Raw genomic sequence first — 13,273 nt, forward strand, 5'->3', positions numbered from 1 at the left:
TTGCTTGCTCGCAGCTTTTTGGTTACCTAATCTCTGATATAGTAATCCCGTATCGGGTCAAGGGAGTGTAGGTCTTGTTTCTCATAAAAATCGCGTCTCGATCGCGTATTGTTACGATTTGGAAATCAATATCTTCCTTTTGCGCCATCGCGTTGTTGTCGCTTGCCGTTACCGCCTGTCAACAAACACCAACAGCAGACAGCGAACAGGATAAAAAAGATCTTAAGAAAGCGAGCACGGCAACCTCACAAGATCTTGACAAGCTTCTCCCACCGAAAAACAATTCCGCCTTTGAAGACCTTGCCAACACGCCAACAGCCGCTCCTTTTGACCCGTATTCACGGCTAATAGAGCCCGCACCTACTGTAATAGGAACAGCTGTTCCCAGTTTCGGCACCGCGGCGCCTTCTATCAAAGTAGCCATTCTACTCCCTCTGTCAGGAATACATCAAAATATAGGCAACGATCTTCTACGGGCGGCCAATATGGCTCTGTTCGATCTCAATAACAGTCAATTACAGCTGCTACCCTACGATACTAAAGGTACAACTCGCGGTGCAGAAAGCGCGGCGGCGGCGGCTCTCGTTGCGGGCGCCGAGCTCATTCTTGGCCCGTTGTTTTCGACGTCGGTAGGCCCGGTTCGATCACTGACCCGTCCTCGCAACGTCAATGTAGTTACTTTTTCTACAGACACGACTGTCGCAGGAGATGGTGTATTTGTCATGGGGTTGACCGCCGGTCAACAGATACAGCGAATAATGGAATTCTCGTATCGCCAGGGATTGCTCAATTTCGCCGTCCTCGCGCCAGACTCTCCATATGGTGACGCAGTGGTCAATAATGTTTTTGCATCCGGTGACGACCTCGGTTTGAATATTGACCGAGTTATGCGGTATCCCGTCAATGTTGAGCAAGGTGCCCAAGATCTTCATGAAATTGCGAAAGTTATGGGGGACTATACATTGCGTCAAAAACAGCTTGAAGAAGAAATTAAGCTGTACGAGAACGAAACGGATAAAGCGTCAGAAGAATATGTCGAAAAGCTTGAAAAAATGGATACATTTGGTGATGTCTCGTTCGACGCACTTATTATTCCTGAAGGCGGCGCCCGTCTGAAAGAATTGGCACCGCTTCTTTCTTACTATGATATTGACCCCGAAGTGGTCCAATTTATAGGCACGGGCCTCTGGGCGGATCAGTCTTTAACTTCTGAACCCGCCTTGGTTGGTGGTTGGTTCTCGGCACCATCTCCGGAAAAGGCAAAGGCATTTCGGGCGCGATTTGAGCAAGTTTATCAATACCCTCCATCCCGCATTGCAAGCCTTGCCTATGATGCAACTGCTCTCGCGGGTTTGTTAGCGCAAGATCCCCCGGAAGCGAGATTTGATCGCGTATCCATTGAAAACGCAAACGGCTTTACCGGCTATGACGGCATATTCCGTTTTCCGGTAAACGGTATTGCGGAGCGCGGGCTTGCGGTCCTGGAAGTCGGACAGAAAGAACTGCTCATCATAGAACCAGCACCAGAAGGATTCGAGCAGCTTATTAATTAGCTCGCCAATATTTCCGGTAAAAGACTATTGAGAACCAGCCGACCTTTTTTTGTGGCCCAAATATGTTCATCATCTATACTGATTAGTCCATTTTCCGTAAGCATTTGCAAACGATCGTGATTAAGAAATGCTCCTATGGGGCGGCCTGTCGACCGCTCAAAATTTTTGAACCAAACCCCTTCCGTTAATCGAAGTCCCATCAACATAATCTCTTCAGCACGGTCCCATGGATCTGGGAGAGCTTCCTTTACTTCTGTTCCGTGCCCTTTTTCTTCGACATTTTTGAGCCATGTTTCAGGACGTTTAAATTGCTGAGAGGCCGTTCTTAGCCCCGCGTTGTCAAACCGGCCATGGGCTCCTGGTCCAATGCCCAAATATTCACCATATCGCCAGTATGTCAGATTGTGGCGACATTCAAATCCCGGCCGTGCATGATTGGATATTTCGTACGCGGGGCGGCCAACATCCTCGCACATAGCCTGCGTAATTTCAAAAAGAGCTTCTGACTTTTCGTCGCCAGGAATCCGAAACTCGCCTCTTCGAACGGCACCAGCAAACCCGGTATTTGGCTCTATCGTCAGTTGATACAATGAGAGGTGATCACCTGCTAGACTCAATGCCTTTGTCAATTCTTCCTGCCATTCAGAAGCTGTTTGATCTGGCAGAGCATAGATAAGGTCAAACGATATATTATCAAAAATAGCACGGGCAGTTTCGATGGTGGCTATCGCTTCTGAAACGGAATGCTCTCGGCCCAAAAATCGTAAAGCTTCATCTCGCAGAGATTGGATTCCCATAGACAATCGTGTCACACCCGCTTGGCGATAGCCTTCAAAAGATACGGCCTCCACAGACGTAGGATTAGCCTCCAGGGTAATCTCTATGTCTTTTGAGAATGGGAAATGCGAACGAACACCTTCAATCAACTGAGCGACCGTATCGGGAGACATAAGAGATGGTGTGCCGCCGCCAAAGAAAATGCTTGTTACTGGTACATTCGGATGCGAACGCGCAAAATAATCGAGCTCAGCTAGCAGAGCTTTAGACCAACGGGCCTGATCCACGGAATCTCTAACATGACTATTGAAATCACAGTACGGGCATTTTTTCCGGCAAAAAGGCCAGTGAAAATACACACCGAATCCCGGTTCAGGAATATTATATTTCTGAGAAACACGCATCAATTAACTGTCGAAATGCATTAGCCCTATGACTCAAAGCATGCTTGGCAGACGGGTCCATTTCACCAAACGTCTGGTCATATCCGGCAGGTACGAAAACCGGATCATACCCAAAACCGTTATTACCACGGGGTGGCCAAACAGACGTACCTTCGATCCGACCCTCAAAGCTTTCAGTATGACCATCTGGCCAAGCGAGAGTAAGAGCACAAATAAATGATGCTGATCTCTTCGCTGGTTCATTAGCCTGCTTTTCTACCAATTTATCCTCCACGGTTTGCATGGCGAGGGCGAAATCTTTTTTAGGGCCTGCCCACCGTGCAGAATAAATTCCGGGTGCACCGTCAAGCATGTCAACGGCGAACCCAGAATCGTCGCTCAAACTAACAATATTTGTCGCCCGAGCCGCCGCCAGAGCCTTGATCTCGGCATTGGCAATAAAAGTATCCCCGTCCTCGACAGGCTCTGGCAAACCCATATCACCGGCTGAGATTGGCGTGACTCCATACTCGTCCAGCAGCGCCTGAATTTCACGAACTTTCCCCGGATTGTGACTTGCCACCACCAGCTTGGGTCCGGAAAATTTCCGAGCTTCCGTCAAATTCCCAATGCCTCTCGCTGCATTGCACAGAGTTCCGAAACCCCTTTTTTCGCAAGACTGAAAAGACTTCCAAACTGCGCTTCAGAGAAAGGGTCTTCTTCCGCCGTCCCTTGAATTTCGATAATCTGCCCGTTAGATGTCAAAACAAAATTAGCATCTGCTTGCGCATTGCTGTCTTCGGGATAATCCAGATCAAGTACCGGGTTTCCTTTGTATAGACCGCAGGAAACGGCGGCGACTTGGCCCTTCATTGGAATTTCTATTATTTTTCCCTGCTCAACGAGCTTATCAAACGCTTGATATAGCGCCACATAAGCGCCGGTAATGGAGGCTGTGCGTGTTCCGCCATCCGCCTGAATGACGTCACAATCAACCGTTATTTGGCGCTCGCCAAAGCCTTCGATATTGACCAATGCTCGTAACGATCTGCCGATCAATCTCTGAATTTCTACGGTTCGGCCTTGCTGCTTGCCCCGCGCTGCTTCCCGGCCCATCCGAGATCCTGTCGATCGCGGAAGCATGCCGTATTCTGCTGTAACCCATCCCTTACCTGAATTGCGCAAAAAGGGCGGGACGCGCTCTTCGATACTAGCTGTGCACAGGACATGGGTATCGCCGCACTTGATAAAGCAGGACCCTTCTGCATTCTTTGCATAACCAGGTTCCATACTAATGTTTCTTAGCTCGTCAAGGGCTCTACCGGAAGGGCGCATAAAATATCCTTTACATGAAAAACGCTGTTGCCGCACCTTGTAACCCCTGCTCCAGATTGACGCAAGCATCGTGGATCACTACATTCTCCCCTATGTCCATATTTTACGAAATTATCGGCTGAGCCGATGTCAATTCAGGAACTTAATGAAAGAAGCCGCGCGGTTTTTCGGAATATCGTGGAATCTTACGTGCAAACAGGCGAGCCCGTCGGCTCTCGCACGTTGTCACGAATCCCACAGCTGGATTTGTCACCGGCATCCATTCGCAATGTCATGGCAGACTTGGTCGATGCTGGACTTCTTTACTCTCCGCATACGTCCGCGGGCAGATTACCGACACAGTTAGGTATGCGACTTTTTGTTGACGGCATTCTGGAAGTTGGAAACTTGACGGAAGAAGAACGCTCCGACATCAAAGCGCGCTGCATCATCGAAGGTCGAAATATCGAGGAGACATTATCCGAAGCAACCTCGATGTTATCGGGCCTTTCCAATTGCGCCGGTTTGGTCATTGCTCCCAAAAAAGATAGTTCGGTAAAGCAGATTGAATTCGTTCGCCTTGGTATTGATAAAGCTTTGGTCATAATCGTAACGGCAAATGGCATGGTTGAAAATCGGGCCATCGAATTACCCGTTGGATTGTCCGATTCTGCTTTGCAAGAAGCAACGAATTACTTGAACGCAAAGCTCACTGGCAAATCACTCAACGAAACGAAAAGTGAAATTCAGCGCGAACTGGACAGCCACCAGGTTCAGATCGATCAATTAACGCAGGATCTCATCAGTAGCGACATTGCAAGTTGGGGCGGCGAGGAAACACTCATCATACGGGGCCATTCAAATCTACTCCACAATGTCCAAGCACTTGAGGATCTTGATAAAATCAAGGAGCTTTTTGATACGTTAGAAGAAAAAAAAGAACGTATGAAATTGCTTGAGCTTGCAGAAGGTGGTAAAGGAGTGAAAATTTTTATTGGTTCAGAGAACAATCTTTTCTCGCTTTCCGGTACATCAATGATTATCTCTCCGTATCAGAATAGTCAGGATCAAATTGTGGGTGCTATCGGTGTGATAGGACCGACCCGATTAAACTACGCGCGCATAGTCCCAATGGTCGACTATACGGCTAAAATTATTGGTGGATTGTTGGACTAGAATTATTATTAGGATGACATGAGAATGAACGACCCGAAACAAACCCCTCCGGCAAATGATCAAACAGATGATCAAATGGCGGCCCCGACAGCTGAAACAGAAATAGTAAATGACCCCTCTCTGCAAGGAGATGAGGGTGAAGCCGATACGCCGGCCGAAGATAATATTGTTGAGGAGCAAGCTGCCGAGATTGCTGAGCTGAAAGACAAAGTCCTCCGCGCTATGGCAGAAGTAGAAAATATGCGACGGCGGGCGTCCCGTGAAAAGGAAGATGCGCATAACTACGCCGTCACCAAATTTGCGCGCGATATGTTGGCTGTTTCCGATAACTTGCGGCGGGCAATCGATAGCATTCCGGCGCAGGCACGGGAACAAGAAGACGTCAAACATGTACTGGTGGGTATTGAGCTTACAGAATCAGAGCTTTTGAATACGTTCGAAAAACATAAGATCAAGATAATTGATGCGGAGGGCCAAAAATTTGATCCCAACCTGCATCAAGCCATGTTCGAAGTGGAAAATCCCGCCGTAGAGCCCGGCACTGTCTTGCAAGTTGTTCAAACAGGCTATGCCATCGCGGACAGACTTTTGCGACCGGCAATGGTGGGTGTCGCTAAGGGCGGCCAAAAAAAAGCTGACGTAAAAGTTGACCAAAAAGCATAGCTATCTCCACCGCAGATATTAACTATTTTTTGCCAAGCCGCGTTTATATTTCTTAAGCGCGGCTTTTGCTTTTTCGGCATTACTTACTGCATAGCAATAGACACACCCATGGGCGCAGGTGTCATACATACCGATATCTCGTGACGCCACGCATAAACATCCCGCCCGATTTCCCTGCAATTTTGATTCAATATTTTCGCCACCATTCGCAGCAATTCTGTCTTTATCAACGCAAGCCGCGCCCATCAGATGTTCTGTTATTTGTTGCGGTTGAGTGCAGAGTGTCATCCTCATTCCCGACAAGGCTGCAATTCCGCCAAAAAGGGTTGTTTGATTTCATCTGGAGGATCCTGAAAATTGAGGGGCGATTTTTGCTCGAGGCGAGCCAAATTGCGTTTTGTCTTCGCATACGGCTGTGTGAAGGACACGACGACCTCACTAACTGTGGTTTCCAACTGGCGCGCGAGATTCGTAAAATTTTCAAGGTGAAAACTCAGAGGTGTGAGGTCTGAAATAAATATCGGATCATATCGCCAAACCACGGCATGAGGGCCAAAAGGTTTTGCGATTGAAATCATTTGCGAGATAGCATCTTCGGATGAAATAACGGAGGTTTCTATAAGCCGGGGATAGGCTGTTACCGTAAACTGAAAGTAGAAAGGATGATTGTCGGCAATATCTTTATACAGAACTGGCAAGAAAGGTTCAGCATTTCGCGTCCAGAATACGAACGCGTCGACGTCTTCAGGAGCCAACGATATAATTGATTTTTTGTTGTTATATGGATTTTTTATTTCAACAAATTTTTGGGTTACCTGCTGTTGGAACCAATCGCCATAAAACGCTGGAATATCTGTTTTATAACTCGCTGAAATAACTGCCATTTGATGCTCCTGAACCGCAAGAGACATCTTATCACAGATCTAGGACATCCGTTTTCTGTTACGGTATCCATCAATACTGAAAATCACGAGGCCTATCCAAATCAAACCAAAGGCTGCCAGCCGAGAGCTATCAAACGGCTCGTTATAAATATAAATAGCGATAACCATATGCATGGTCGGCGCCAAATACTGAAGCACGCCGATTGTCGTCAGTTTCAGATAGCGCGCTGCGTTGGAAAACAGCATCAGCGGCATCGCCGTCACAATGCCGGTGCCAATTAACAGCAAAAAGCTCGCCGCCTCTCTCGAGAAACCCGCTCCCTCAGTCACAGCAACTGATTCTGCTGGCGGCGAAAATGTAAGATAAAGGACGAACCCAAGCGCGAATGGGAACAGGATCGTCGTTTCTACCGCTAAACCGACCGGCGCCGGCACCTGAACCTTCTTATGCAGCAATGCATAAAACCCAAAAGAAATAGCGAGAATGAGCGAAACCCATGGTAACACGCCAATTTGCCATGTCATGATAGCGACTGCAATCGCGGCCAGCGATACAGCGAGGGTTTGCCACTTATTCAAGCGCTCTCCCAAAAACACCATGCCAAGTAAAATATTAACCAGTGGATTAATATAATATCCAAGGCTTCCTTCCAAAATCCTGTCGTTAGCGATTGCCCAAATAAAGGTCAGCCAGTTCAAACCTATAAAAATAGTAGTGGCGCAAAATATGATGAGTTTTCGTTTATCTTTAAAAATAGCAATAAAGTTTGCTAAATTCTTGGTCGCGACCACAACGAACAAGACGAATATTAAGGACCAAACAACACGATGTGAGATAATTTCAAGGGGAGAAACATGCGAAAGCCACTTGAAATAAACGGGGGCGACTCCCCAGATAATAAAGGCACCAAGGGCGCTGAGCAGCCCGCGAGATTCTTCCGGTGTAAATAAGGAGGATTTTTGTGCTGTTTCTCCAGATGCACTTGTTTCGGTCATCCGATCCCCCCTATTTTCTTTTTAAAATTTGACCATATGTCCTATCAAACCGCTACTCTGGCGTAAAGAAACGATCGAACATATCAGCTATGCAGACGCCCCGGTGATAAATACCACAACAAAAACTGACAAATTAGAGTCATCATGCCTATTCCAACCCTTGCATTAGAGGCGTTTCGAACTTATATACACGACGAATAACCGAACAGTTTAAAGCCCGGGGATCATTGTGGTGCATGATGTGGCCGCGTTGATCTGCCAATCGAGAAGAGGAAAATATGGCTAAAGTAATTGGAATTGACTTAGGAACGACAAACTCCTGTATCTCTGTCATGGACGGAAAAGATGCGAAAGTTATCGAAAATGCAGAAGGTGCCCGGACAACTCCGTCCATTGTAGCCTTCGCTGAAGACGGTGAAAAACTAGTCGGTCAGGCTGCAAAACGCCAGGCCGTTACAAATCCTGAACATACATTATTTGCGATCAAGCGTCTGATTGGACGTCGGTTCGACGACAAGACAACGCAAAAAGATAAAGCGATGGTTCCCTATAACATTGTCAAAGCCGACAATGGTGATGCATGGGTAGAAGCTCGGGGCGAAAATTATTCCCCAAGCCAGATTTCCGCGTTCATTTTGCAGAAAATGAAAGAAACGGCTGAAAGCTACCTTGGAGAAAACGTAACGCAGGCCGTTATTACAGTTCCAGCGTATTTCAATGATGCCCAACGTCAGGCAACAAAAGATGCCGGTAAGATTGCAGGCCTTGAAGTGCTTCGCATTATCAACGAGCCAACCGCAGCAGCCCTTGCTTACGGAATGGATAAAGAAAATCAGACTGTGGCCGTCTTTGATTTAGGTGGTGGTACATTCGACGTTTCTATTCTGGAAATCGGCGATGGTGTCTTTGAAGTCCGTTCAACAAATGGCGACACTTTCTTAGGTGGTGAAGACTTCGACTTGACGTTGGTTGATTATCTCGCTGACGAATTCAAGAAAGAACAGGGCATTGATCTGCGATCCGATAAGATGGCCCTCCAACGCCTGAAAGAAGCAGCGGAAAAGGCAAAAATTGAATTGTCCTCAACGCAAGCAACCGAGATTAACTTGCCGTTTATCACAGCGGATGCATCGGGCCCTAAACATATGCAACTGAAGCTCACACGGGCACAGTTCGAAAATCTTGTTGAGGATCTGATTAAACGGACATTGCCTCCTTGTGAAAAAGCGTTGAAAGATGCCGGCTTGCAAAAAGGTGAAATCGACAACGTTATTCTCGTTGGTGGTATGAGCCGGATGCCAAAAGTCCATGAGACAGTGAAGAACTTCTTCGGTTGCGAACCTCACAAGGGTGTTAATCCGGATGAAGTAGTTGCCATGGGCGCCGCTATTCAAGGTGGCGTGTTACAAGGCGACGTTAAAGACGTCTTGCTTCTCGACGTTACACCTCTTTCATTGGGTATTGAAACTCTTGGCGGTGTATTCACTCGTCTTATTGACCGGAACACAACAATTCCGACCAAGAAAAGCCAGACATTCTCAACAGCCGAAGATAATCAGCAGGCTGTTACAATTCGGGTTTTCCAAGGTGAACGCGAAATGGCCGCCGATAACAAATTGCTTGGAAATTTCGATTTGACAGATATTCCAGGAGCACCGCGTGGTATTCCTCAGATCGAAGTAACCTTCGATATTGACGCCAACGGGATTGTCAATGTTTCGGCTAAAGATAAAGGCACAGGCAAGGAACAGAAAATCCAGATCCAAGCCTCTAGTGGTCTAAGTGAGTCAGACATAGACCAGATGGTCAAAGACGCCGAAGAGCATGCCGCTGAAGATAAGGCACGTAAAGAAAAAGTCGAAATTGTGAATCAGGCCGACAGCCTCATTCATATGACGGAAAAAACCTTAGCCGAAGCTGGTGACAAAGTTGAGGAAGACGTAAAGGCGCCGATCGAAACTGCCCTTACTGAGCTTAAGGAAGCAAAAGAAGGCGATGATGCAGAAGCCATCACTGCGAAAATGGAAACTTTGCAAGAAGCTTCCATGAAACTTGGTGAAGCGCTTTATGCTCAATCACAAACTGAAGAAGCCGGATCGGAAAACGATGCAGAAACTTCTGAAGAAAGTGAAACTTCTGACGAGGATGTAGTTGACGCCGATTTCGAAGAAGTCGATGAGGACAAAAAAGACAAGTAAGAATAATTTGCAGATAACCCGAAAATATTCTTATCCTTGAATAAACCGCTCCGATGAGGCACAACCCTCTCGGGGCGGAATTTCGTTGAGTGATTGATCTAGATATGGCGAAACGCGACTACTATGAAATCCTCGGTATTGACAGCAATGTTGACGATTCCGATTTGAAAAAAGCTTATCGCAAACAGGCGATGAAGTATCACCCGGATCGAAACCCAGGAGATACTGAGGCGGAGGCGTCCTTTAAGGAGGTCAACGAAGCTTATGAAATTCTGAAGGATCCGCAGAAACGAAGTGCCTACGACCAATATGGTCACGCCGCCTTTGAACAAGGTGGTGGTGGAGCAGGATTTGGCGGCATGGGCGGCGGATTCAGCGATATCTTCGAAGATCTTTTCGGAGATTTCATGGGCGGACAGCCTGGCGGCGGTCGAAGCGGCGGTGGTCGAGGTTCCGACTTAAGATACAATCTAGAAATTTCACTGGAAGAAGCCTTCAACGGTAAACAGATGGAGATTAAAATCCCCACGACTGTTGAATGCGACAGCTGTGATGGTAGCGGTGCCGAAGCCGGATCTGAGCCAGTAACCTGCAGTACATGCCAAGGCCACGGAAAAGTTCGGGCACAGCAAGGCTTTTTTACGATCGAGCGGACCTGCCCCTCTTGTCAGGGACAAGGCAGGATCATCGAAAAACCCTGTAAGTCTTGCCGCGGTGAAGGCCGGACCGACAAAGAAAAAACCTTGTCTGTCAACATTCCGGCAGGGGTCGATGACGGCAACCGTATCCGTCTATCGGGAGAAGGCGAAGCGGGTATGCGCGGCGGCCCATCTGGAGATCTGTATATATTCCTGAGCGTTAAGGATCACCGAATTTTCCAACGGGACGGCCAAAATATTCATTGCCGGGTTCCCATTCCGGTCACTGTTGCCGCATTGGGCGGTGATATCGAGGTCCCCACACTTGATGGTGCCCGGGCAAAAGTGGCGATTACGGCGGGCACTCAGTCCGGTCGCAAATTTAGGTTACGTTCCAAAGGGATGCCGATCATGAATTCCCATAACCATGGGGACATGTATATTCACACGATTGTTGAAACGCCGGTAAACCTGACTAAACGTCAAAAAGAGCTTCTCAAGGAGTTTGAATCTGAAGGAAAAGGGGCTCATAGCCCTGAATCCGAAGGTTTCTTCTCCCGTGTGAAAGATTTCCTTGCCGATCTAAAAGACTAGTTCCAGATTCCCGATCTATCTCGCCACGTCGAATTAACTATGCTAAAGACGTAGCCTCGAAATTTTGAGAGTTTGATGACATGAGTGATTTAAAAATCGGCATCGTCGGCTGTGCCGGGCGTATGGGACGGATGCTGATCAATCAGGTAACCCAAACCAATGGATGTCACATTTGTGGCGGCACCGAGCCTGCAGGTTCCGAATTCCTTGGCCAGGATATAATGGCGCTTGCCGGGCTTAGCTCAGCCGGAATACTCATCAGTGACGATACAGATGCCCTGTTTCAACAATCTGACGCGGTGATCGATTTTACGGCGCCGGTAGCATCGGTGGCACATGCCAAACTCGCCGCGAAACATCACACCGTTCATGTTATAGGAACAACTGGCCTCAGTAATTCAGAGCAAGCGGAAATAACCGCTTGCGGCGAAGACGCGGTTATTGTGCAAGGGGCAAATATGAGCCTTGGCGTTAATCTTCTGGCCCAAATGACGAAAAAGGTTGCAGCATTGCTGGACGATGACTTTGATATCGAAGTCCTTGAAATGCATCACCATCACAAAGTTGACGCGCCATCAGGTACCGCCTTGTTACTTGGTAAAGCCGCAGCGGAGGGCCGCAACGTCGACCATGATACTGTTGCAGACCGTGGTCGGGATGGTATCACAGGAGCCCGTAAAAAAGGCGACATTGGCTATGCGGTTCTGCGGGGCGGCAATGTCGTTGGTGAACATACCGTTATGTTCGCCGCGGAAAACGAACGTATTGAAATTACCCATAAAGCCAGTGATCGATCCATTTTCGCTCGGGGTGCCGTTCGCGCAGCACTTTGGGCAAGAGGCAAACCAGCCGGCAACTATGATATGATGGATGTGCTGGGGTTGGGCGACTGAAGAAACCCGCCGGTACGATAAGTATTCAAAGCTCGCGCTATTAATCCCTGAACTTCTTCTTTCTCTTCCTCTCCTAGAAAATTTCCGATTTCATAACTGCGTCCGCGGTTAGTGATCCAAAGCTGGCCTTTGCTCAATAAGCTGCGCGCCCAATAGGCTTGAAACTCGTCCCGATGGGATCGGCCATCAGGAGAAAGCCGCGTAATCAAAACCATATCCTGTTTGATCTCGATAATTTCTCGGCGGCGGCCCGCCCTGAAATTAAGGTGAAACGCCCCAAAAATAAGTAATACATCAAGACCAAAAAACCCAAACACCGGCCAGGCACCCATGGACCAGAAAATTAGTCCTGCAACAAAGCTGACACCGGTAACGGCCGTCATCAGGATAATAAATCCCTTTTTTGAGAGGCTTCGGCTCGGATGCAGCGCAATATAGAAAGATCCGCCGCCCGTTTCAGCAAGCTTATCTTCTTTGTCATTTATGCCGATATCCGATTCCCACATAGCGCCCCAAATTGATCATTGCGAATACATTTACCCTATGCCAATAACATAGGATGAAAAAAGCAAATATTCATGAATTTTTTAGGCGCCTTGAAGAAGACAATCCGGACCCGCAGGGAGAGCTGGATTACGTCAATCACTTTACCTTGCTCGTCGCAGTCGTTTTATCTGCCCAGGCAACAGACATCGGCGTCAACAAAGCAACCGGGCCCTTGTTCACTGTCGCTGATACTCCCGAAAAGATGCTGGCACTCGGTGAAGATCAGGTAAGGGATTATGTAAAATCTATCGGCCTTTATAAAACCAAGGCCAAAAACGTCATCAAACTTTGTGAAGCCTTAGTCCAAAACCATAACAGCGAGATCCCGCAAACCCGGGAAGAATTGGAAGAACTTGCTGGTGTCGGGAGAAAAACAGCAAATGTTGTGCTGAATATGGCTTTCGGGCATTCGACAATTGCCGTCGATACTCATTTATTCCGATTGGGAAATCGCACAGGTATTGCGCCGGGAAAAAACCCACTTGAAGTGGAACGAAAATTCGAAAAACGCATTCCCAAAGTATTTTTGCGTCATGCTCATCACTGGCTCATTCTTCATGGGCGCTATATCTGCAAAGCACGTAAGCCGGAATGCGCTCGCTGTATTGTCTCCGATTTATGCACTTTCAAAGGGAAATTGCTTCCTGAATAACCGGCA

The 13,273-nt window shown here is 47.7% G+C and carries 12 protein-coding genes and 1 pseudogene; 7 read left to right on the forward strand and 6 right to left on the reverse strand.

All coding sequences use genetic code 11. The features are described 5' to 3' along the window. The first annotated feature begins 74 nt into the window (after positions 1–74). Positions 75–1,553 carry a penicillin-binding protein activator gene (locus tag V7723_RS06560; protein ID WP_335683645.1) on the forward strand — a complete coding sequence of 493 codons (1,479 nt, stop codon included), beginning with the start codon at positions 75–77 and terminating at the stop codon, positions 1,551–1,553. Here the strand turns inward: V7723_RS06560 and hemW are convergent. Genes hemW through rph form a run of 3 tightly spaced genes read right to left on the reverse strand, consistent with a single transcriptional unit; the run spans position 1,550 to position 4,048 of the window. Further along, complete coding sequence (hemW, locus tag V7723_RS06565; RefSeq protein ID WP_335683646.1) at positions 1,550–2,734, reverse strand: radical SAM family heme chaperone HemW; 1,185 nt, start codon at positions 2,732–2,734, stop codon at positions 1,550–1,552. The two genes, V7723_RS06560 and hemW, sit on opposite strands and share 4 nt — an antisense overlap. Then, the gene (gene rdgB / locus V7723_RS06570; RefSeq protein ID WP_335683647.1) at positions 2,712–3,335 is read right to left on the reverse strand and encodes an RdgB/HAM1 family non-canonical purine NTP pyrophosphatase; all 624 of its coding nucleotides are present in this window, start codon (positions 3,333–3,335) and stop codon (positions 2,712–2,714) included. The genes hemW and rdgB overlap by 23 nt, the downstream gene beginning before the upstream one ends. Further along, entirely contained in the window at positions 3,332–4,048 is a 717-nt protein-coding gene (gene rph, locus V7723_RS06575) for a ribonuclease PH (RefSeq protein WP_335683648.1), read from the reverse strand. Before rph ends, rdgB begins: the two co-directional genes overlap by 4 nt. Positions 4,049–4,174: 126 nt before the next feature. On the opposite strand from rph, the gene hrcA reads away from it, so the two are divergent. Beyond that, positions 4,175–5,203 (forward strand): heat-inducible transcriptional repressor HrcA, encoded by a 1,029-nt coding sequence (hrcA, locus tag V7723_RS06580; RefSeq protein WP_335683649.1) that lies wholly within the window; start codon positions 4,175–4,177, stop codon positions 5,201–5,203. Between the two features lie 24 nt (positions 5,204–5,227). After that, a complete protein-coding gene (gene grpE / locus V7723_RS06585) occupies positions 5,228–5,866 on the forward strand; it encodes a nucleotide exchange factor GrpE (protein ID WP_335683650.1) in 639 nt (212 codons plus the stop codon). Between the two features lie 18 nt (positions 5,867–5,884). Here grpE and V7723_RS06595 read toward each other — a convergent pair. Beyond that, a pseudogene (locus tag V7723_RS06595) lies at positions 5,885–6,777 on the reverse strand (DUF1848 domain-containing protein). A gap of 12 nt (positions 6,778–6,789) precedes the next feature. Then, positions 6,790–7,746, reverse strand: a complete 957-nt coding sequence (gene rarD / locus V7723_RS06600; protein ID WP_335683653.1) for an EamA family transporter RarD — start codon at positions 7,744–7,746, stop codon at positions 6,790–6,792. Positions 7,747–8,024: 278 nt separating this feature from the next. Between rarD and dnaK the strand changes: the two genes are divergently transcribed. The 3 genes from dnaK (at position 8,025) to dapB (ending at position 12,069) form a co-directional block, all read left to right on the forward strand. After that, positions 8,025–9,944: a molecular chaperone DnaK gene (gene dnaK, locus V7723_RS06605; RefSeq protein ID WP_335683654.1), complete on the forward strand. Its 1,920-nt coding sequence runs from the start codon at positions 8,025–8,027 to the stop codon at positions 9,942–9,944. Between the two features lie 104 nt (positions 9,945–10,048). Continuing rightward, on the forward strand, positions 10,049–11,176 hold the full coding sequence (gene dnaJ, locus V7723_RS06610; RefSeq protein ID WP_335683705.1) for a molecular chaperone DnaJ: 1,128 nt from the start codon (positions 10,049–10,051) through the stop codon (positions 11,174–11,176). Between the two features lie 80 nt (positions 11,177–11,256). Beyond that, positions 11,257–12,069, forward strand: coding sequence for a 4-hydroxy-tetrahydrodipicolinate reductase (gene dapB / locus V7723_RS06615; RefSeq protein ID WP_335683655.1), 813 nt, complete (start codon positions 11,257–11,259; stop codon positions 12,067–12,069). On the opposite strand, the gene V7723_RS06620 is transcribed toward dapB, so the two are convergent. Beyond that, entirely contained in the window at positions 12,033–12,575 is a 543-nt protein-coding gene (locus tag V7723_RS06620) for a DUF2244 domain-containing protein (RefSeq protein ID WP_335683656.1), read from the reverse strand. The two genes, dapB and V7723_RS06620, sit on opposite strands and share 37 nt — an antisense overlap. Before the next feature lie 53 nt (positions 12,576–12,628). On the opposite strand from V7723_RS06620, the gene nth reads away from it, so the two are divergent. After that, positions 12,629–13,267, forward strand: a complete 639-nt coding sequence (gene nth, locus V7723_RS06625; protein WP_335683657.1) for an endonuclease III — start codon at positions 12,629–12,631, stop codon at positions 13,265–13,267. Positions 13,268–13,273 lie beyond the last annotated feature (6 nt).

Source organism: Sneathiella sp. (assembly GCF_036960985.1).
Classification (GTDB): domain Bacteria; phylum Pseudomonadota; class Alphaproteobacteria; order Sneathiellales; family Sneathiellaceae; genus Sneathiella.

What these genes read in the sequence shown, in the direction of transcription:
- hemW (WP_335683646.1), bottom strand. Translation starts at nt 2,734, where the DNA reads ATGCGTGTTTCTCAGAAATATAATATTCCTGAACCGGGATTCGGTGTG.
- rph (WP_335683648.1), bottom strand. Translation starts at nt 4,048, where the DNA reads ATGCGCCCTTCCGGTAGAGCCCTTGACGAGCTAAGAAACATTAGTATG.
- hrcA (WP_335683649.1), top strand. Translation starts at nt 4,175, where the DNA reads ATGTCAATTCAGGAACTTAATGAAAGAAGCCGCGCGGTTTTTCGGAAT.
- grpE (WP_335683650.1), top strand. Translation starts at nt 5,228, where the DNA reads ATGAACGACCCGAAACAAACCCCTCCGGCAAATGATCAAACAGATGAT.
- rarD (WP_335683653.1), bottom strand. Translation starts at nt 7,746, where the DNA reads ATGACCGAAACAAGTGCATCTGGAGAAACAGCACAAAAATCCTCCTTA.
- dnaK (WP_335683654.1), top strand. Translation starts at nt 8,025, where the DNA reads ATGGCTAAAGTAATTGGAATTGACTTAGGAACGACAAACTCCTGTATC.
- dnaJ (WP_335683705.1), top strand. Translation starts at nt 10,049, where the DNA reads ATGGCGAAACGCGACTACTATGAAATCCTCGGTATTGACAGCAATGTT.
- dapB (WP_335683655.1), top strand. Translation starts at nt 11,257, where the DNA reads ATGAGTGATTTAAAAATCGGCATCGTCGGCTGTGCCGGGCGTATGGGA.
- V7723_RS06620 (WP_335683656.1), bottom strand. Translation starts at nt 12,575, where the DNA reads ATGTGGGAATCGGATATCGGCATAAATGACAAAGAAGATAAGCTTGCT.
- nth (WP_335683657.1), top strand. Translation starts at nt 12,629, where the DNA reads ATGAAAAAAGCAAATATTCATGAATTTTTTAGGCGCCTTGAAGAAGAC.